A 19,369-nucleotide genomic window follows, 5' to 3' on the forward strand; every position below is an offset into this window, starting at 1 on the left:
GCTCAGTCCTCCCCTGTCTCAGCCAATCCTGTTTCAGCCAATCCTGGTTCGGCCGCTCTCGTATCGATCATTTCCGTCTCGACGATCCAGGTATCCTTGCTGCCACCACCCTGAGAGGAATTGACCACCAGGGAGCCCTTGTTCAACGCCACCCGGGTCAAGCCACCCGTCGTGACATAGGTGGAACCCTGGCCAGAAAGGATGAACGGGCGCAGATCGACATGGCGCGGTTCTGGCCGGCCATCGAACAAGGTGGGGGTCGTCGATAACTTGAGCATGGGTTGGGCCATGTAGTTGCGTGGATCTGCCTTGATCCTCTCGGCAAACGCCTCGCGCTCCTCCCGGGTTGCCTGGGGCCCCATCAGCATCCCGTAACCACCCGACTCATTGGCCGGCTTGACCACCAATTGATCGAGATGATCGAGCACATAGCGCCGATCCTCTTCGCGCATGCACAGATAGCTCGGCACATTGGCCAGCAACGGTTCCTGATCCAGGTAATAGCGGATCAGCTCCGGAACGAAGGCATACACCACCTTGTCATCCGCCACGCCCGCGCCCGGCGCATTGGCCAGGGCCACATTGCCGCTGCGCCAGGCCCGCATCAGTCCCGGCACACCGAGTATCGAATCCTCCCGGAAAGCCTCGGGATCCAGGAAATCATCATCGATACGGCGGTAGATCACATCGACACGAGTCAAGCCACGAACCGTGCGCATGTAGACCACATCATCGTCATCCACCATCAAATCCGACCCTTGCACCAACTGCACGCCCATCTGCTGAGCCAGATAGGCATGCTCGTAATAGGCCGAGTTATAGATACCGGGAGTCAACACCACTACCTGAGGGTCATCTGAATGACGTGGTGACATGCTGGCCAGCATGTCGTAAAGCTGTGGCACATAATCATCCACAGGCAGAATCCGCCCGGAGGAGAACAGTTCAGGTAGCACGCGCTTGGTCACATTGCGGTTTTCCAGCATGTAGGACACGCCAGAAGGAATACGCAGGTTGTCTTCCAGCACATATAGCGTGCCATCGTCTCCGCGAACCAGGTCAGAACCACAGATATGTGCCCACACACCATGCGGTGGGTTGATACCTACGCATTGAGGGCGAAAATTGACCGACTTGGCCAGGACTTCGGCAGGAAGTACCCCATCCTTGATGACCTTTTGATCGTGATAAAGATCGTCGATAAACAGGTTGAGGGCTTCGACACGCTGGATAAGTCCCGCCTCCGTGCGTCGCCACTCATCGGCTGGAATGATCCGTGGAACAATATCGAAGGGCCATGCCCGATCGATCATGCTGCCTTCGGAGTAGACCGTGAAAGTAATGCCCATGGTGCGAATCGCGATTTCAGCGGCGGTCTTGCGCTCCGCCAGCTCGCTGGGGGCAAATCCAGCCAGCACATCACATAACATCCTCGCGGCTTCTCGAGGCATACCCGGCGCCGCCATCAGTTCATCGTAGAACTCGTTGGAGCAATACTGCTGCCAGTCGACTCGGCTCATCGGCAATGCCTCCTTGATCCCGCAATCACATGTCCAGTAACCGCATGCCCAACAGCCACATGCTCAATCGTCACTTGCTTAAAAACATGGATTGCATCTTCCTTTGTATATTCAGCCCACTAGCAACCGGGCCTAGATCTAGCCAAGCAAGCGACGAGTCAGTTCGCAAGAAATTCCTTTACTTTGAAGCCAATTGCGTCGAATACGCACAATTAAGTAGACTTTTGTACCAACACCTATCCCTCTTATGCACCACGGCGAGACATCTATGCCAATATGTGCAAGAAAGACTTGAACGCATCATGAGACCAAGCTAGATCTTGATATCCTTTTCCGGGGACAGTAATTTCCTGTCGCCGACATTTCGAGTCTCGCCATGCCCCGTTATCGCCTGCGCCACACTACTCGCTACCGTTATACCGAGCCCGCAACCCTGAGCAGGAACGAGGCACGGCTGACGCCACGCACGCTTTCCTACCAGCGTGTCGAGGATATACGCCTGGAGGTTTTGCCGACTCCCGAGTACCACTCACAGTATCTTGATGCTTTTGGCAACGTTGTCTCACTGTTCAACGTCAATGCTCCCCACGACACTCTTGATGTGACCATGCACGCCTGGATCACTACCCTGCCACGACCCGAGCCCCCAGTGGGAAGGATGACCTGGGAGGCATGTCGCGATCGCCTGGCGCAGGAGCATTACGCGCAAAGCCAAGGTGCGCTGCCATTCCTGCAGGATTCCACCTTTATCCAGCGCAGCCAGGCACTGGCAGATTGGCTGGCCCCTTGCCTGACCCCAGGACGAGATCTTGTCGAGATGGCAGATGCTCTCAATAGGCGCATCTTCGAGGAATTTACGTACGACCCCGACTTCAGCACGCTGGAAACCACTTCACTGGAGGTGATGCAACACAAGCGTGGGGTATGTCAGGACTACGCACATCTGGCTATTGCTGCCCTGCGTTCCGTGGGCCTGGCCGCACGCTATGTCAGCGGTTATCTCGAGACGGCTCCGCCACCTGGACAACCAAGACTGATCGGCTCTGACGCGTCCCATGCCTGGTTTTCCGTACTGATTCCCGAATGGGGCTGGCTGGCTCTTGATCCCACCAATGGCACCCGAGCAGGCGAACAACATCCCGTGCTCAGTTGGGGACGCGATTACGCCGATGTCGCACCACTCAAGGGAGTGGTCACGGGGGGTGGCACGCAGAGTCTCAAAGTGGAAGTGGACGTGATTCCCGAGGATGAGGTTGCAGCCCTGGGCTTGTAGTCAGCGCGTCATCAAGCGAATAATCACTACACCATCAATTGCCAGGATGGCGCAGAAAGGCAATAGCACGCTTGTCCCGGGCATAAGCTACATTGATGCGCACCCAGGCAGCGTTGTCGCCCTGAGGATAGAAAACGTGGCCGGAAGACAGACTGATCCCGGCTTCCTGTGCATTCGCAACCAGTTGGTTCGAAGACACAACATGTGGATGCCTGGCCCAGATAAACATGCCGCCAGCCGGTTCGGCGAACACTTCCCAGCCGGATTCCTTGACCAAGTTGAGTGTCGTCGCCATCTGGCCTGAAAGTTTTACTCTGACTCTTTCCACCAGCTTCCGATAAGTGCCATTCTGAAGCATGGTCGTCACTACCCTCTCGGCAAACTGGGATGCTGTAATACTGGTCAGCATCTTGATATCCACCAATTGCTTCAACAATGCCGGACTGGCAGCAATGAAACCCACCCGAAGTGAACACGACAGTGTCTTGGAGAAGCTGCCGAGATAAATGATCCGCTGTAGCCCATCCAGTGCCGCAATGCGTATCGTGGGGTCGTGCTGAAAATCTGCGTAGATGTCATCCTCGACAATGTGGAAGTCGTGGCGCTCGGCCAGTTGCAGGATACGATGAGCAACGGTTGGTCCCAGCGTCGTACCGGTCGGGTTCTGAAACACACTATTGGTGAAAAACAGCCTTGGCTGATGATGCTTGAGAAGATACTCCATCCGTTCGACATCGGGGCCATCTTTCAGCCTGGGAACACCAATCACATTGACGCGATGCAGCCGAAGCAGCCCGAACAGATTGTAATAGCCCGGCGACTCGACAAATACACTATCACCGGGTTTCAACATTAACCGGGCAACCAGATCCAAGGCATAACTCCCCCCACCTGTCAGCATGATCTGGTTGGCATCGGCCAAGATGCCCAACAACCTGAGGCGCTCTTGTATGAGCTCTCTCAACTGAGGCATTCCCATCGGGGTGCCGTAATCAAAAATGCCAGGACGACTTTGCCGTGTGACCTGGCGAATGGCATACGCCAGGTCGTCACCTTCGCGATAGTTACTGGGCAGCCAACCGCATCCTAGTTTCAGACGGGTTTCATCGTCCTGAAAGAGATTCCACATTTCACTGGTCACATCTTCCAGGCTGGTCGCGTCGGCCTCTTTCTTGAGCAAGGTATCAGAGGCGCCGTCAGCAACGAAAAAGCCCGATCCCGGCCTGGAGCGCACCAGCCCCTGGGCGATGAGGTGCTCATAAGCCTCAATGGCGACGTTGCGACTGACGCCAAGCTCACTCGAAAGCCTGCGGATCGATGGTAGTCGGGTACCACCACCGGCGCCATTCAGGGCAACCCACTCACGCATGCCCTCCACGACCTGTAATGCCAGAGGTCGTCCAGAGCATCTGTCTACCTTCAGTTGCATGAATGGCAAGGGCCGTCTCCTGTGCTTCCTTCAGTTAAGTGCGTTCTTCAACCCAATACTCCCTTCAACCCAGTACTTCCTTCAACGCACATCACCTTCGATCACTTGATATTCACGAACCTAACTGTTCCACAGAAATACCAGAACAGTTCATTGATGATCGCCGCCAACTGTACCTTATCCAAGGTTTTATCGAGCGCAAAATGGAGCAATCGTGCGATGCAATAACAACCCCTTAGCAAGACAGCTACAACAAAGCATTTTGCTTACTTTTCAAGGTGTCCTATGTCTCGTTTCAACGCGCTTCGACTTGCCTTTGCGTTGTGCATGATCACTACAGCGGTCAATCTCCAGGCTCCTCTTTACCATGCACTGGCGGAAGAAGATGGCGCAGGTGTCGGGGCAACCACCATCGCTTTTGCCTGTTATGTCGTTGGCATCATGCCGGTCTTGCTGGCATTGAGCGGATTGCCGGACAAGCTAGGACGACGGCCTTTGATTGTCACCGCCCTGTGCCTGAGCCTGCTGGCCACGTCCCTCACCATCATCGCGCCTGGTCTGGTGACACTGGGGGCCGCCCGCTTCCTGATGGGCATCGGCGCAGCAATGCTTTCCGCGGCAGCGCCCGCCTACATGCTCCAACTGTTCAAGGGACAGGACAAGAGAGTGGCAGCCAACTGGGTCACAGCCAGCACGTCGCTTGGCTTTGGCCTGGGCGCGGCGGTGACCAGCCTGTTCATCATGCACTCGCCCAGCCTGACACCTCCAAGCCTATGGCTGTATCTGGCTGCGGCAACGCTGGCACTCGTGCTGGTGGCTGGCGTACCCGACACCTCAGCGAGACAGCACCATATCAAGATGCTGCGTCTGCCTGCTTATCCCGCAGGCACCCTGCCATTCGGGTTGGCTATCCTGCTGGCCTGGGCCACCGTGGGACTGGTGATTGCCATCCTGCCATCGACCCTGGCCCAGCATGGCCTGTCGTCCTGGTCGGGCTTCGCCACCTTTGGTATCTGTAGCTGCGGCGTATTGTTCCAGCCCTGGGCGCGCACGCTGAGCCCGGCCAAATCAACTCAACTGGGGCTGGTGATACTGCCACTGGCCTTTGCCCTGATTGCCTGGGGAGCATTGCAGGGTTCGCTGATCACCGTACTCATTGGTACCGTGGCAGCCAGCAGCGCCTGCTATGGTTTCATCTATCTCGGCGGCATGAGCGGTGTATTGGCCAGGGCAGGAGAAGAGCAACATTCACGGGCCAGTGCAGGCTTTTTCCTGATGGCCTATATCGGCTTCAGCCTGCCGGTAGTCTTTACCGGCGCCTTGATCGATCACGTCGGGCACGACACCGCTTTCAAGCTGTTCGGAGCCATCCTGCTGGCCGGCGTGATGGTCGTCAGTTGGGTATTAAGCCTGAACCACATGCCAAGCGGGCAAACCGGTGAAGCGTCCGCCCGCCAGGATTGAACAGACCGCGCCTCAACTGTCCTCGACCTCAGCTGCCATCAGACGATAGCCAATACCGGACTCTGTCTGGATCAGTTCCGACTGCTCGGAACTATCCCCCAGCTTCTGGCGCAAACGGCTGATGACGATACGCAGGTAATGGGTGTCATGCTGATGCACGGGCCCCCAGATATCCTTGAGTATCTGGGCCTGAGTGACCACGCGCCCAGGAAACTCGGCCAACAACGCCAGTACGGCGTATTCCTTGGGTGTCAGCTTCACAGCTTTCCCGGACAGGGTGATACGCCGATCATCCAGGTCGATGACCAGATCCCCCGCCTGCAAGCGCCGAACCTTAGCAACACCACTGATCTGGCGACGATAACGCAGCACCGCGCGCACCCTGGCCAGCAGCTCCTGGATACCGAAGGGTTTGGTCACATAATCATTGGCTCCGGCATCCAGGGCCATGACCTTTTCATCCTCCGATGCTCTCACCGACACGACCATCACCGGGACATCACTCTGGGCGCGGATGGCACACAATACATCGTGGCCGTCCACGTCAGGCAGTCCAAGGTCGAGCAACACCACATCGGGCTTGTCGTTCAACGCCCTCAGCAAGGCTTGCTCACCGTTTTCAGCTTCAATGACGTCGAAGCCCTGAGAACTGAGGCTGATACGCAGAAAACGGCGAATCTGCAGCTCATCATCGACGACAAGGACACGATGTTGATCAACACTCATCCGCTGCCTCGCTCTCCTGTGGTCCCGGTGGAGAATCCTCCAAGGGGAGATGAATGATGATACAGGTACCGATTCCGCCCGGGTTATCTTCAGCCCTGATCGAGCCGCCATGTGCGCCTATCATCCCACGGCATATTGCCAGTCCCAGGCCACTGCCATGTCGACCACGGTCGCCTTCCCCTCCGCTGAAGAACATGTCGAATACCCGCTCACGCATCTCCTCGGGGATACCCGGCCCCTGGTCACAGATACAAATCACCATGTCGCGGCCTTTCTGCTCGGCAACGATGCGAATGTCATCACCGGGTTTCGAAATGTCGTCACTGGGTTTCGAATAGCGCGCCGCATTTTCTATGATATTGACCAGCGCCTGTTCGATCAGCGCGGGATGCACATACAAGAGTGGCAGGTCCACCGCCCAATGGCGCGTGACATGCAGCTTGGCCAGAGGTGCACCGAGGCGCTTGAGCGCCGAGTTGACCAGGTCAGGCAACGTTACCCAATCCCGCTCGATCTTCATCGCACCATGGCCAAGGCGTGTCATGTCCAACAGGTTCTGAATGTACCGGTTGAGACGTTCGCTTTCACCCAGCACACCATCGAGCAGCTCACGCTTGTCCTCGGTGGACAACTGCTCATCCAGATCGCGCAGGGAACTGGCCGCACCGATGATTGATGCCAGTGGCGTACGGAGATCATGAGACACGGAAGACAGCAGCGCTGAACGCAGGCGTTCGTTCTCTTCCGCCATCCTCGCCGCACTCAAGTCGCTGACCATGCGGGTACGCGCCAGTGCTGTCGTCAGTTGATTGAGCAGCGTATCGATGAGCATTTCCTGCTCATAGGCCAAGGGTACCTGGCGGTCGGCCAGGGCCAGTCCGACGACACCCAGCACGACATCCTTGTCGACCAGAGGAATGAAGCGCCAGCGCTGAGATGACAGCGTATCAGAGCCATATCCGCTGGGACGCTGATGGTAATAGGTCCACATCGCAGCCTGGCGGGCCGTCGCATCCAGGTTCAATACACCCGGGCGGGACTCGCTCAAATGCAGTTCATCATCCTCTGCCGTACTTTCGAGATACACCGTGGGCACCTGCAACCAATCAGCCAGTGTGGCAACACCGACCTGCCGCACACCAGAATGATCGGCCGCCACCGACAAGGCACGGGAAAACTGCAGCAGCTTCTGGGTCTGGTCGCGGCTCTCACGCAGCGCAATGAGCTGGCGCCGAGCATGACCGGCCAGTTGCCCTCCTATCATGGCCACGGCAAGAAAGAACACCACCGAAAGCAGTTGATGGCGGTGATCCACAAACAGGGTGTAGCGTGGTTCAGTGAAGAGGAAGTTGTAGGCCAGGAAGCTCAGCACCGCGCACAGCATGGCTGCCCGGGTTCCGCTAAAGGCGGCCACCACCAGCACACCCGTGAGAAACACCAGGGACACATTGGCCAGTTCCATCACCCGATCAATGCCCAGCGCAATTGCCAGTGTTGCCGGCAACACGGCCAACGGTACCCAGTATTCGCGCCGGCTAAGGGAAAGCCATGAACGTTCAAACCAAGTAAAGGGTTTGCTTTGCTTGCCCCTTCCGCTTTCGGAAACGATGACCAGGTCGAAGTCTCGCGCGACCTTGAGCAATTTTCTGCCCAGGGAACGATGCCAGAAACGCCATGGTCTGGGCACTGCACGCCCGATGACCAAGGTGGTGATGTTGTTACGCCGAGCGTAATCGAGAAGTTCCATCAAGCGGCTCTGGCCAGCCAGGATGACAACCTCGCCACCCAATCTCTCGATCAATTGGCTGGAGCGCTCCAACTCCAGATGTATCGCTGGTGTATCGAGGCCTGTATCGACATGCACTGCCCGCCAGGAAGCATGTTGTCGTTCCGCCATGCGATGTGCTGCACGAATCAGGCTGGTATCTTCCGGGCGCCCGCTGAGGGCAACGAGGACCTTCGGCCGCACTGGCCAGGGCCCCTCCACACCGCGCACGCCCATGGAATCACGTACATCCGCGTCCACCCGCTCAGCCATGGTCTGCATGGCCAGCTCACGCAAGGCGGTCAGGTTCGCTTCGCTGAAGAAGCTGTCCAGCGCCTCTCTCGCCTGCTCGGGGACATCTACCTTGCCTTGCTGGAGGCGCTGGATCAGTTCATCAGGGGTCAGGTCGATCAAGGTGATGTCCCGGGCCCGACGGATCAAGGAGTCCGGTATCGTCTCTCGCATGCGGATACCCGTAACCCGGGCCACGATATCGTTGAGGCTCTCGATATGCTGGACATTGAGCGTGGTCCACACATCGATACCTGCATCGAGCAAATCCTCGATATCCTGATAGCGGCGCGAATGACGACTGCCAGGGATATTACGATGGGCCAGTTCGTCAACCAGGATGATATCCGGGGCCCGAGCCAGGGCGGCATCCAGGTCGAACTCATGGAAGCTGCGCCCACGATACATCCGCTCAGCCAGAGCCAGCCTCTCGATGCCCTCACACAGTTGTTCGGTCTCTACCCTTTCGTGAGACTCGATCACACCGATGACGATTTCCTCTCCCTGCGCACAGCGCTCCTGGGCAGTGCGCAACATGCCATAGGTCTTGCCGACACCCGGAGCGGCGCCAAGAAAGATACGCAAACAGCCGCGCGCCTCACGGCGCGCGGACTTGAGCAAGGCATCAGGACCGGGGCGAGGCACTTCCTGACTTCCCGGCTTCTTCATCCTGCTTCCTTGAATGGAGATTTTTTGGCACGTTGGTGAATGCAGCTTGCGGCACACAAATTCTGGGCTCTGTACAAAAAGTCGGCGGGCGATGGTCAGGGCCAGGTTCGCTCCCGGCAAACTAACGCACTGCCCTCATCCATGAGAGTCGCAAGGAGGAATTGATCGACACACCGCCAGGAATGGCGACTTGGACAGCTTCGCTGCTCGTAGCGCGAGAGGCAAGGATGCCTAGTCAAAAAGCGGAGTTTGCAGGGTATCAATGAGCATTTTGAGATTAATTGCCTCACTTCGCGAGTCCTTCTGGACAGCTCAGGAAGTAGCAGCGTAAAAATTCGATGTCGATTTTCAGGCTAAAGCGTAAAAAGAAGGTAAAGACCCAGATACGTCATGGCGGCGAGATCTGAAAATCCGGGAGGAGCGAGAAGCACGAGACACTCGGGATCCGAGAACAAGCCTACCCGGTGGGTCGAGACAGGTCGGCCCACCGAGATGAGTTAATGTCGAAATGGGCAGGGGAAAGCTCGCAAGTGACTGCCCAGTGGTGACATCATTCTGTTTCCAGAGGTACCCCCCAGGCTGTCAGTTCGGCGTCACTCCAATCGCCATATGCCGCGTTAGGCAGCACGATCCAGTCCTGGCCGAAGCGCTCGGCATTTTCCTTGACGAGCGCATGCTGGCCCGCCAGGTCAGCATCGGCAAATGCACCATCGAAGTCGTGCAGCGAATCGCCCAACTGCATCACCAGGGTATGTTCGTCGACGACCTTGGCCCGACGTTCCGCCTTGGGCGGCCCCAGCAACATGACGCTGTCTTCGGAGACCTGGGGCAAATCCAGCGCTTCGAGGGTCGCGATGGTATCGGCTTCGTTTTCCTGATAACGGTCCGATAGGTAGAAGATGGCCACACCGTGCTCATCGGCATAATCCAGGAAGGCCTTGGCGCCAGGAATCAGGCGGGGATCCCCTTCTCGCTCCCAATGTTTCCAGGTATCCCAGCGGGTGTAGTCGTGGCATTCGGCCATGTCCCGCGCCAGCAACGCTGAATTATCCAGCACGGTTTCATCCAGGTCCGTGATGATCGCCAGGTCAGCGTCTTCACCATGTTCTTCGATCTGTTCCTTGAGCCGGTATGTGGCCAGAGCGAAGCTCTGGCGCTGCAGTGCTTCTGCTTCTGCAGACTGCTGTTGATAACGCAGTCCCATGGAATAGGCTTGCTGGGCACACACGGCATCTTCTTCGGCCAATACCTGGCCCCCCATCAGGGAAGTCATCAGCCCGACTGCGGCAGTCGTGGGCCATAAGGTACTCTGATGTCTGCGCAGGGAAGAATGAATCAACTTGCTTCTCCTTGTTGTATGAGCTCCCGAAAGCATTCTGCCGGGAGACACTCAATGGCGATGCATGCTTGAGTAAAGTCTCGGGTGCCTTTTGAGCCTATTTTATGTTGATTAATCATTCAAATTAAAAGCATGAATCCTCACTCGCGTCCAAGGCTTGCTGGCTGAAGCAAGCCCCTGAAGCACGGCCATATTGGGCCTGCCTTTTCCTATCGCCTTATGGTCCACCAACATCCCTGCTAGAATGCGCCATTCCTCACTTTTTCTTAAGGCAGTGCCGTGCTACCTCTGCTGGCCGAACGCACCTCGCGACACCTGGAACGCTCTCCCAAATCTTCCAAGTACCTGTGCCTGCGCGATGCGATCATCGAGTTGATCGTGGAGGGGCACTTGAGTGAAGGCACGCGCCTGCCAACCGAGCAGGAGTTGGCGGCGAACCTGCCCGTCAGCCTGGGTACGGTGCAAAAAGCCCTGCGGGAACTGGTGGATAGTGGCGACCTCTATCGTCGCCGTCGCGTTGGCACATTCGTTGCCGGTGGCGACCATCGCCGCGAAATCACCACACCGGCCTTCCGCTTTCTGCGCCCTGATGGCACCAGGGTACGCATGGTCTTCATCCATTTGCTGAAACGTGAGCATGTGCTTCGCCAGGGAGCCTGGAGCGACATCCTGGGAGAATGCCCGAGTGGCTATGTTCGCCTGATACGCCAGGATCGTATCGATGGCGCCTTTGACTGCCATACCGAGATACATCTGCGGGCGGACATGGCATCTGCCCTGCTGGAAGCTGATGCAGAGGCCCTGGAACACGAAAGCATCCTGCCATTGCTGGAAACCCAGGGCCGGGTGACGCTCAGCCATGCCGAGAATCGCCTGCGCATGGTGCGCCTGCCCAAGGCCATCGCCCGGATCATGCACCCGAATCAGGATGCCGCCTCTGCCACCGGCCTGAGGCTAGAAACCTTCTATTGCCTAGCGGATGACACCCCTGTCGCCTGGCAGGTCATGCATATTCCCAACAATGATTACAGTCTGTCTCTGAATACGGCACTGCGTTAATCCACCAACTTTCTTTTCTAAAAAAATATCCCCCTAAATTCAATATATTAAATCCATCACATCTGTGTGAGAGCACAGAGGTAGGCGATATTGTGCCTTTTCATTACTATGTAGTATTTGACAGTCAGGTCGACGTCCCTATACTGGGATCTCATCGGATCAAATAAAAAACAAAGTTTCATAATTGAAACAACAATACCTATCCCCGACCGATGAGGACTGCATCATGAGTTGGACGACTGTCTGCAAGACCGACCAGGTTCAGGAAGACTTCCCTTACTCCGCCAAGATCGATGGCAAGGAAATCGGCGTCTACGTTCTCGACGGTGACTACTACGCCCTGGAAGACGTTTGCCCCCATGCCTATGCCCTGCTGTCGCAAGGTTTTGTCGAGGATGGCCAGGTCGAGTGCCCCCTGCACGAAGCGACTTTCGACATCCGTACCGGCAAGTGCCTGCGCGAGCCGGCAGACCGTGACCTTCATGTCTATCCGGTACGCATCATCGACAACGAAGTACAACTCCAGACCAGCGAGGAGAGCTGAACCGTGTCGCATCAAGACTACAACCCACAATTGAAGAGCTGGCAACGCATCATCCCTTCCAGTGAACCCGGGCAAGGCTACATCGAGCCCCCTGGCGGATTTGCCAATCCTGTCTGGCAGACGCGTGCCAATGTGCCAGGCGAGTTCGAGATAGATCTGCTGGCAGCCCTCGAAGAAGTGTTTAGCGATGGCGTGACCGAGCTTGATGCCCTGGTCGAAGGTCTCAATGCCCTTCAGCACCGTGACCGCCATGGCCAGGCCTGGACCCAGGAAAGCTTCCTCCAGGAAATGGCCGTCCTCGGATAGAAGTCTCCTCTTCTTGTTCCATTTCCCTGCCCTCACCCATCGCACAATCCAAACAACGAGGTCGAGTCATGACCACAGCACCCTCTTCTGACGCCAACGTACAAGACAATGTTCAGGACTACCTGGATAACGGTCTGCGTTCCTTGTGGTATCCCGTCGCGGCCAGTTGGGAAGTCGGCAGCGACCCTGTCGGCATTACCCGACTGGGCGAGAACCTGGCCTTGTGGCGCGATGAAGACGGCACCTTGCATGCCATCGAGGATCGCTGTCCTCACCGTGGCGCACGCCTGTCCAAGGGCTGGAACCTGGGCAACCGCCTGGCCTGCTGGTATCACGGGGTCGAAGTCAATGGTGAAGGCGAGGTCTGCGATGTTCCGGCCATCAGCAACAGTCCTCTGGTTGGCCAGAACTGCGTGCGCAAGTATCCCGTCCAGGAAGCGCACGGCGCCATCTTCGTCTACTTCGCTACCACGCCAGACGAGCAGCCCTGCGAGCTGGAACTGCCCGAACAGCTGACCGATAGCGAAAGCTATGGTCACTTCCTGTGCACCGCCACCTGGAAGTGCAACTACCAATACGCCATCGACAACGTCATGGACCCCATGCACGGCACCTACCTGCACTCGGACTCCCACTCCATGGCCGAAGGCGACCGTCAGGCCGAGATGGTGCTCGAGCCCACCGAAAGCGGTTTCATCTTCAAGAAGACAGGCCAGACCGGCGTCAACTTCGACTGGGTGGAATACGGCAATACCGGCGCGCTTTGGCTGCGCCTGTCGATCCCCTACCAGAAACGCTTCGGACCAGGTGGCCCGTTCTGGATCGTCGGCATGGCCGTGCCCGAAGACAAGGACAACACCCGCGTGTTCTTCTGGCGCATCCGCAAGGTCAGCGGCTGGCAACGTCAGGTATGGCGGTTCTTCTACCGCACCAAGCTCGAGCAGCTGCATTGGGACGTGCTGGAGCAGGACCGCATCATTCTCGAGGACATGGCTCCAGATGCCCGCGATCACGAGAACCTCTATCAACATGATGTCGGTCTGGCCCGCCTGCGCCGTGTGATGCTGAAAATGGCCAAGCAGCAGTTGGCCCAGCGCCAGCAGGTGGCCTGAGATGGCCCTGGTGCTGACGAACAAACGACGGTCTGACAAACGACTGGCTGACAAACGGATCCTGGTGAGCGGAGCGGCTCGCGGCCTGGGCCGCAATATTGCCGAAGCCGCTGCCCGTGAAGGGGCACGGCTGATCATCAGCGACATCCTCGAACAGGAGTTGAATGCCACGGCCAAGGCACTGCGTGAAAGTGGTGCTGAAGTGGAAGCGCTGGTCATCGATCAGGCCGATCCTGCTTCCATCGAAGACGGCATGGCTCGCATCGGCAGCAACGGCCCCCTGCATGGGCTGGTCAATAACGCCGCCATCGCCACCGGCGTGGGTGGCGATACCCTCATGGACTACGACATGGGTCTGTGGGACCGGGTAATGAACGTCAACGTACGCGGACCCTGGTTGATGACTCGTGCGGCCGTTCCCCTGCTCGAGCGCAGTGGCAATGGCCGGATCGTCAACCTGGCATCAGATACCGCCCTGTGGGGTGCCCCCAAGTTGATGGCCTATGTCGCCAGCAAAGGTGCCGTGATCTCCATGACCCGTGCCATGGCGCGTGAACTCGGAGAGCAGCATATCTGCGTCAACGCTGTCGCTCCCGGTCTCACCCATTGCGAAGCAACGGAATACGTGCCCCAGGAACGCTATGACGTCTATGCCCAAGGGCGAGCGCTGAAGCGTGAGCAACAGCCGGATGATGTGAGCGGCACCGTTCTCTATCTACTGTCGGACTGGGCGACATTCGTGACCGGCCAGGTCATCCCGGTCAACGGTGGTTTCGTCTTCAACTGAGGAATGGCGAACATGACAAGCGACATCCAGCGCATCATCGTCATTGGCGGCGGTCAGGCCGGCGGCTATGCCTGCAAGGCACTACGCAGCGAAGGTTTCCAGGGCCAACTGATGGTCGTGGCCGACGAGCCACACGATTTCTATGAGCGCCCTCCCCTGTCCAAAGGCGTGATCACTGCCCAGGAACCGCTGCCAAGGCTGTTTCCCGCGGATAGCCTGGCGGCACTCGATATCGACTGGCACCGTCCACAGCGGGCCACACGCATTGACCGGGACGCCCGGCAGGTGGAACTCGACGATGGCTCGCGCCTGCACTATGACCGCCTATTGATCGCCACAGGCAGTCGCCCACGCCTGCCCGTGGAGGCCTGGTCGAAGATCAACAATGTCATGACCCTGCGCTCCTGGGATGATGCCTGCCAACTCAAGGAGCGTCTGGAAAGCAGTCAGCGCATCGGCGTCATCGGCGGTGGCTGGATCGGCCTCGAAGTAGCCTCCAGCGCGCGCAAGCTGGGGATCGAAGTAGATGTCTTCGAACGCGCCCCTGCACTCTGCGGGCGCAGCGTGGGCCCTGAAGTGGCCGAGACCATCCGCGAGCTCCACCAGCAACACGGTGTCGGATTGGAGCTGGAGCGCCAGGACATTCAGCTCGAAGAAGAGCAGGACGGACGAGTCACGATCCTGGCCGACGGACAGGCGCATGAGCCGTATGACCTGGTCGTGGTGGGAACCGGTGTGGCCATCAATCTGGAGCTGGCACGCGAGGCCGGGCTCAAGACCGAGCAGGGCATTGTCATCGATGCTGCCGGAAAGACGTCAGATCCGTACATCTTCGCCGCCGGTGATGTCGCCCAGCATCCCCATCTGGGGCTCTGCCTGCAATCCTGGGCCTATGCCCAGAACCAGGCACGCGTAGTGGCCGATACCATGCTCGGCAAAGAGGCTCACTATGACGAACCCGCCTGGCTGTGGTCCGACCAGCATGGCGTCAACATTCAGATTCTGGGTGTCCCGAGTGGAGAAACCCATTGCGTGGTGCGCCAGGAAGCTCAGGGGACAGTGTTCTTCAACCTGGATCAGGACAACCGTCTGGTACAGATGGTGGCCTTCGACCAGCCCCGGGCGATCAAGCTCGGTAAACGCTGGATGAGTGCCGGACGCACCCTTGATCCGCAGTCGCTGGAAGACCCTGACTTCAACCTGATGCAGCTACGCTGAGCGCCCATAGCAAGCGACCGATACGACTAGCCCCCTGAGGAAGCGCACGCATTGATTTATGCAGTGCTTCCCTGACAACACCTATAACAATCAAGGTAATGACATGTCCCATACTGCTGCTCCGTCCCAGGCGACCGGGGTCCTCAACGAGGTCGGGCCGATGCCAGGAACAAGGCGCTGGCTGGTGCCACTGGCCCTGCTGGCCTGCGTGATCCTCTCCTTCTTCGACAAGATCAGCATCGCCGTGCTGATCTCAAGCCCGACGTTCCAGGCAGACCTGGGCCTTGCCGGAGAATCGACCAAGTTGGGCCTGCTGATGACAGGCTTCCTGCTGTCCTACGGCGCCTCATCGATGTTCCTGGGCTTTCTTGGTGACATTTTCAGTCCCAAGAGCTGCCTGTACGGCATGCTGGCCGTTACCGCGGCGATCATGGCCATCATGGGTTTCGTCGACGACTTCGGCTGGTTGCTGGGGCTGAGGATACTGCTCGGTATCGCTGAAGGCCCGATGTTCGCTGTGGCTTACACCATCGTCAAACGCCTGTTCCCGCCACGCGAACAGGCCCGTGCCACCATGCTGTGGCTGCTCGGTACACCGATCGGGGCCACGCTTGGCTTCCCGTTCACTATCTGGGTGGTCGATCAATTCGGCTGGCGCGCCAGCTTCTTCGCCATCGCCCTGCTGACGATCCCCGTCGCGCTGATCGTATACCTGGTGTTCCGCAAGCTGGATGTTTCCACTCGCTCACCGGCCCTGCAGCATAGTGAGCGCTCCCATGTGCCACTCTCCACACACCGGGCCGCCACCACCACATTGTTGAAGCGCTGGTCGTTCTGGTCGATCTGCCTGTTCAACGTCGCCTTCCTTGCCTACCTGTGGGGACTCAACAGCTGGCTGCCGACCTATCTGGTGCAGGACAAGGGCATCGACCTCGATCAGGCCGGAATTTTCTCCTCCCTCCCCTTCCTCGCCATGCTGGTGGGCGAAGTGCTGGGAGCCATTGTCTCCGACCGTTTCGATCGCCGCGCTCTGATGTGCTCGATTTCCATGCTTGGCGCAGGCCTGGGGCTGGCACTGGTGCTGTCCATAGAAGGCTCCAACTGGGCAATGATTGCCGCCATGTCATTCAGCGCTGCCATGTGGGGTGTAGGTGCCCCTAATGTCTTCGCTCTGCTGGCCAAGGCCACCCCTTCCGATGTCAGTGCCACCGCAGGCGGTATCTTCAATGGTATGGGTAACTTCTCGGGAGCCCTGGTACCCGTATTGATCGGCAGCCTCATCGTCATGACCGGAAACATGACCGCAGGTCTGATGTTCATGATGGCCATGGCCTTTGTAGGAGCCGGTGTCCTGCTGCCCTTGATCAAGCGTTACTGAGTGTCAGAACGAAGGGCTGCAAGAGGGATGATGCACGGTCGAAAACCGTGCATCACAGCCCCTGCTCGACTTCATTTTTTGATTAAATATCAAATAGTTATGAAGAAAATAAACGCCCTGAAACCCTTGACAGAAACAACTGGTGAAGACTACGCTCCATTCGTACCAAATAAGAAATAGAGTTTCATATATAAACCATCCAGAACTGAACGACTGAACTGAACACGACGGTGCAGGTCGGCGACCAGGTTTCGATCCGGTATCTTAAGTAACAAAGAAACTTCTTCGAGCCGGACACCAAGAGGCGATGAGCGACATGGAAAAGGATGCACGGAAATACTTGATTCCAGGCCTGGAACGCGGCCTGCTCATCCTGATGGAGCTGAGCCGCAGTAACCGGGAAATGAGCTTTGCCGAAATCCTCAAGCTCGTGGAGATTCCCAAGGCCACGGCCTACCGTGCCATCCAGACCCTGGAATACATGGGCTTTGTCCAGCGCCACCCCACAAGCGGGCTCTACTCGCTCGGCGTCAACGTATTGCGCCTCGGCTTCGAGTACGTCGCCTCTCTGGATGTGGTGCAAGTCGGCCAGCCCATCATCGAATCCCTGCGCGACAAGACAGGCTGCTCCAGTCATATCGCCATCCGGGATGGGCGTGATGTCATCTACGTTGCCCGCGTCAGCGCGGCCAACGCCACGATTCGGCGTGTCAGTGTCGGCACACGCCTGCCGGTACACCGCACTTCACTGGGCAGGATGCTGCTGACTGGCGTCAGCCGGGAAACCTTCGAATCCCTCTACCCTGAGGCGCAACTGCCGGATAACGAACCTGGCTCCCCAAAAGATCGCGAAGCGCTCTGGGCCATGGTGCAGGAAGACCGTGAACGGGGTTATGTGATCGCAGAATCGTTCTTTCAGTTCGGTATCTCTTCCATCGTCTACCCGCTGTTCAACCACGATGGCGAGATAGAAGCCGTGGTCAGCATCATGGTGCCAGTGCACGAGATTCCGGAAAGCGACCGTGAGCGCCTGCGCCATGACGTGGCCGAGGCCGCCAGCAACATCTCCAACCTGCTGGGTTATCAAGGTGGCGCTGACCAGAGCGGTTCTCTCCAGAAAAACGCGGGAGGGCGGCACCGGATGGGATGACAATGTCAACAACGACATCGACTGACTAGGCACTTTTCGTACAAGGCCAAGCTGCCGGACGGCTGATCGCACGCCGCTCTCCGGCCCTGAGTCAACACAAGCACAGCCAGAGTATCGCGCTGCCACATGCGGCGCGACAGGGATGCTCATGCTCTGAAACTGGATGGTTGAAAGTGGATTTCTGAAAACGAACTTTTGAAAACCCGCTTTTGAAAACGAACTTTTTGAACGGTCACGACCGATAACCAGGGTCATGTTCAGCAGGAGACCACCATGAAAATCGTAGGTATCGAAGAACTGGAGTTTGGCGCAGAAGACATAGCGACAGGCAAGCAGTTCGCCAAGGACTTCGGCCTGAACCAGGTGGATGACAGCAACGTTGACGCCAACACCCAAGGTGCCACCTTCGAGACCCTCGATGGTGCCCGTCTGGTCATTCGAGCCATGGATGATGCTGAACTGCCCCCGGCGTTCGAGGATGGCTCGACCCTGCGCCGCATGACCTGGGGTGTGGCTTCAGCCGACGACCTGGACGCACTGCGCGAGAAACTGAGCGACCAGCCCGGTTACATCGATCATGGCGACAGTCTGGAATGCCGCGACCCCAATGGGCTGGCGGTACGTATCCGCCCCACTCGTCTGCGCGATGTGGCGCTGGAGGTCACACCGATCAACCAGTACGGCGACATGCGTCGTGTCGACCAGCCCAGCCCGGTATATGAACAGGCCACACCGGTCGGTGTCGGTCACACCGTGTTCTTCGTCGATGACCTGGAAGCCAGCGAACACTTCTATCGCGAGCTGCTGGGCTTCTCGGTCTCCGACCGTTATACGGATCGTGCCGTCTTCCTGCGCATGCAGGCGCGTGGTGGCCACCACAACCTGTTCCTGCTGAAGCTGCCGCATCGTGGCGCGGGCCTTAACCATGTCGCTTTCACCGTACGCGATATTCATGAGGTGATCGGCGGTGGCCTGGCAATGAACCGGCGCCAGTGGAGCACCTTCCTGGGCCCAGGGCGTCACCCGATTTCCTCCGCCTATTTCTGGTATGTCAACAGCCCTCTGGGCGGCGCCTTCGAGTACTACACCAACGAGGACTACCTCACGGAAGCTTGGGTGCCGCGCGAAATGCAGCACTCGCTGGAATCCTTCACCGAGTGGGCCATCGAAGGCGGCATCGACGCCGAGACCCGGCGTCAGAAGAAGACCAGCGCCTGACCTGAAACCAGAGCAAGGCCTGAGAGAGCAGCAGAGAGCACACAGCAACGACCGATCCACCAGTCACCTCCGGGCGACTGGTCAGGGGAGCCTTTGTCCCGAATCCGGCCACCTTTAGCAC

Annotated in this window: 16 protein-coding genes; 11 read left to right on the forward strand and 5 right to left on the reverse strand. The window is 58.0% G+C overall.

The window, feature by feature from the left end; genetic code table 11:
- Positions 1 to 2: 2 nt before the first annotated feature.
- Complete coding sequence (locus Q1K07_RS09815) at positions 3 to 1,520, reverse strand: circularly permuted type 2 ATP-grasp protein (protein WP_300310255.1); 1,518 nt, start codon at positions 1,518 to 1,520, stop codon at positions 3 to 5.
- A 376-nt stretch (positions 1,521 to 1,896) separates the two neighbouring features.
- Here Q1K07_RS09815 and Q1K07_RS09820 point away from each other — a divergent pair, with 376 nt between their 5' ends.
- On the forward strand, positions 1,897 to 2,793 hold the full coding sequence (locus tag Q1K07_RS09820) for a transglutaminase family protein (protein ID WP_300310257.1): 897 nt from the start codon (positions 1,897 to 1,899) through the stop codon (positions 2,791 to 2,793).
- A 34-nt stretch (positions 2,794 to 2,827) separates the two neighbouring features.
- Here the strand turns inward: Q1K07_RS09820 and Q1K07_RS09825 are convergent, their stop codons facing one another.
- Entirely contained in the window at positions 2,828 to 4,222 is a 1,395-nt protein-coding gene (locus Q1K07_RS09825; protein WP_300310388.1) for a PLP-dependent aminotransferase family protein, read from the reverse strand.
- A gap of 285 nt (positions 4,223 to 4,507) precedes the next feature.
- Between Q1K07_RS09825 and Q1K07_RS09830 the strand changes: the two genes are divergently transcribed.
- Positions 4,508 to 5,686, forward strand: coding sequence for an MFS transporter (locus Q1K07_RS09830; protein ID WP_300310259.1), 1,179 nt, complete (start codon positions 4,508 to 4,510; stop codon positions 5,684 to 5,686).
- 12 nt (positions 5,687 to 5,698) lie between these two features.
- Here Q1K07_RS09830 and Q1K07_RS09835 read toward each other — a convergent pair whose 3' ends face one another.
- The 3 genes from Q1K07_RS09835 to Q1K07_RS09845 form a co-directional block, all read right to left on the reverse strand.
- Positions 5,699 to 6,412: a response regulator transcription factor gene (locus Q1K07_RS09835; protein ID WP_300310261.1), complete on the reverse strand. Its 714-nt coding sequence runs from the start codon at positions 6,410 to 6,412 to the stop codon at positions 5,699 to 5,701.
- Positions 6,402 to 9,137: a sensor histidine kinase KdpD gene (locus Q1K07_RS09840; protein WP_300310262.1), complete on the reverse strand. Its 2,736-nt coding sequence runs from the start codon at positions 9,135 to 9,137 to the stop codon at positions 6,402 to 6,404. Before Q1K07_RS09840 ends, Q1K07_RS09835 begins: the two co-directional genes overlap by 11 nt.
- A gap of 550 nt (positions 9,138 to 9,687) precedes the next feature.
- The gene (locus Q1K07_RS09845) at positions 9,688 to 10,410 is read right to left on the reverse strand and encodes an HAD family acid phosphatase (RefSeq protein ID WP_300310390.1); all 723 of its coding nucleotides are present in this window, start codon (positions 10,408 to 10,410) and stop codon (positions 9,688 to 9,690) included.
- 345 nt (positions 10,411 to 10,755) lie between these two features.
- Here Q1K07_RS09845 and Q1K07_RS09850 point away from each other — a divergent pair, with 345 nt between their 5' ends.
- From Q1K07_RS09850 to Q1K07_RS09890, 9 genes are all read left to right on the forward strand, one after another.
- On the forward strand, positions 10,756 to 11,535 hold the full coding sequence (locus Q1K07_RS09850; RefSeq protein WP_300310264.1) for a GntR family transcriptional regulator: 780 nt from the start codon (positions 10,756 to 10,758) through the stop codon (positions 11,533 to 11,535).
- Between the two features lie 226 nt (positions 11,536 to 11,761).
- The gene (gene nirD / locus Q1K07_RS09855; RefSeq protein WP_149282853.1) at positions 11,762 to 12,079 is read left to right on the forward strand and encodes a nitrite reductase small subunit NirD; all 318 of its coding nucleotides are present in this window, start codon (positions 11,762 to 11,764) and stop codon (positions 12,077 to 12,079) included.
- 3 nt (positions 12,080 to 12,082) lie between these two features.
- The gene (locus tag Q1K07_RS09860) at positions 12,083 to 12,385 is read left to right on the forward strand and encodes a recombinase-like helix-turn-helix domain-containing protein (RefSeq protein ID WP_300310268.1); all 303 of its coding nucleotides are present in this window, start codon (positions 12,083 to 12,085) and stop codon (positions 12,383 to 12,385) included.
- 68 nt (positions 12,386 to 12,453) lie between these two features.
- A complete protein-coding gene (locus Q1K07_RS09865) occupies positions 12,454 to 13,497 on the forward strand; it encodes an aromatic ring-hydroxylating dioxygenase subunit alpha (RefSeq protein WP_300310270.1) in 1,044 nt (347 codons plus the stop codon).
- Between the two features lies 1 nt (position 13,498).
- Positions 13,499 to 14,284, forward strand: a complete 786-nt coding sequence (locus tag Q1K07_RS09870; protein ID WP_300310272.1) for an SDR family oxidoreductase — start codon at positions 13,499 to 13,501, stop codon at positions 14,282 to 14,284.
- Positions 14,285 to 14,296: 12 nt separating this feature from the next.
- Complete coding sequence (locus Q1K07_RS09875; RefSeq protein ID WP_300310277.1) at positions 14,297 to 15,502, forward strand: FAD-dependent oxidoreductase; 1,206 nt, start codon at positions 14,297 to 14,299, stop codon at positions 15,500 to 15,502.
- 103 nt (positions 15,503 to 15,605) lie between these two features.
- On the forward strand, positions 15,606 to 16,880 hold the full coding sequence (locus tag Q1K07_RS09880) for an MFS transporter (protein WP_300310279.1): 1,275 nt from the start codon (positions 15,606 to 15,608) through the stop codon (positions 16,878 to 16,880).
- A gap of 307 nt (positions 16,881 to 17,187) precedes the next feature.
- Positions 17,188 to 18,030: an IclR family transcriptional regulator gene (locus tag Q1K07_RS09885; protein WP_300310281.1), complete on the forward strand. Its 843-nt coding sequence runs from the start codon at positions 17,188 to 17,190 to the stop codon at positions 18,028 to 18,030.
- A 273-nt stretch (positions 18,031 to 18,303) separates the two neighbouring features.
- A complete protein-coding gene (locus tag Q1K07_RS09890; protein ID WP_300310283.1) occupies positions 18,304 to 19,248 on the forward strand; it encodes a VOC family protein in 945 nt (314 codons plus the stop codon).
- Positions 19,249 to 19,369 lie beyond the last annotated feature (121 nt).

Source organism: Halomonas sp. (assembly GCF_029263665.1).
Classification (GTDB): Bacteria; Pseudomonadota; Gammaproteobacteria; order Pseudomonadales; family Halomonadaceae; genus Halomonas.

Bases quoted from the DNA above. Each gene is read 5' to 3' on its own strand.
- Q1K07_RS09865 (WP_300310270.1), top strand. From the start codon at position 12,454: ATGACCACAGCACCCTCTTCTGACGCCAACGTACAAGACAATGTTCAG.
- Q1K07_RS09845 (WP_300310390.1), bottom strand. From the start codon at position 10,410: ATGACTTCCCTGATGGGGGGCCAGGTATTGGCCGAAGAAGATGCCGTG.
- Q1K07_RS09840 (WP_300310262.1), bottom strand. From the start codon at position 9,137: ATGAAGAAGCCGGGAAGTCAGGAAGTGCCTCGCCCCGGTCCTGATGCC.
- nirD (WP_149282853.1), top strand. From the start codon at position 11,762: ATGAGTTGGACGACTGTCTGCAAGACCGACCAGGTTCAGGAAGACTTC.
- Q1K07_RS09880 (WP_300310279.1), top strand. From the start codon at position 15,606: ATGTCCCATACTGCTGCTCCGTCCCAGGCGACCGGGGTCCTCAACGAG.
- Q1K07_RS09890 (WP_300310283.1), top strand. From the start codon at position 18,304: ATGAAAATCGTAGGTATCGAAGAACTGGAGTTTGGCGCAGAAGACATA.
- Q1K07_RS09870 (WP_300310272.1), top strand. From the start codon at position 13,499: ATGGCCCTGGTGCTGACGAACAAACGACGGTCTGACAAACGACTGGCT.
- Q1K07_RS09815 (WP_300310255.1), bottom strand. From the start codon at position 1,520: ATGAGCCGAGTCGACTGGCAGCAGTATTGCTCCAACGAGTTCTACGAT.
- Q1K07_RS09875 (WP_300310277.1), top strand. From the start codon at position 14,297: ATGACAAGCGACATCCAGCGCATCATCGTCATTGGCGGCGGTCAGGCC.
- Q1K07_RS09830 (WP_300310259.1), top strand. From the start codon at position 4,508: ATGTCTCGTTTCAACGCGCTTCGACTTGCCTTTGCGTTGTGCATGATC.
- Q1K07_RS09835 (WP_300310261.1), bottom strand. From the start codon at position 6,412: ATGAGTGTTGATCAACATCGTGTCCTTGTCGTCGATGATGAGCTGCAG.
- Q1K07_RS09820 (WP_300310257.1), top strand. From the start codon at position 1,897: ATGCCCCGTTATCGCCTGCGCCACACTACTCGCTACCGTTATACCGAG.
- Q1K07_RS09885 (WP_300310281.1), top strand. From the start codon at position 17,188: ATGAGCGACATGGAAAAGGATGCACGGAAATACTTGATTCCAGGCCTG.
- Q1K07_RS09825 (WP_300310388.1), bottom strand. From the start codon at position 4,222: ATGCAACTGAAGGTAGACAGATGCTCTGGACGACCTCTGGCATTACAG.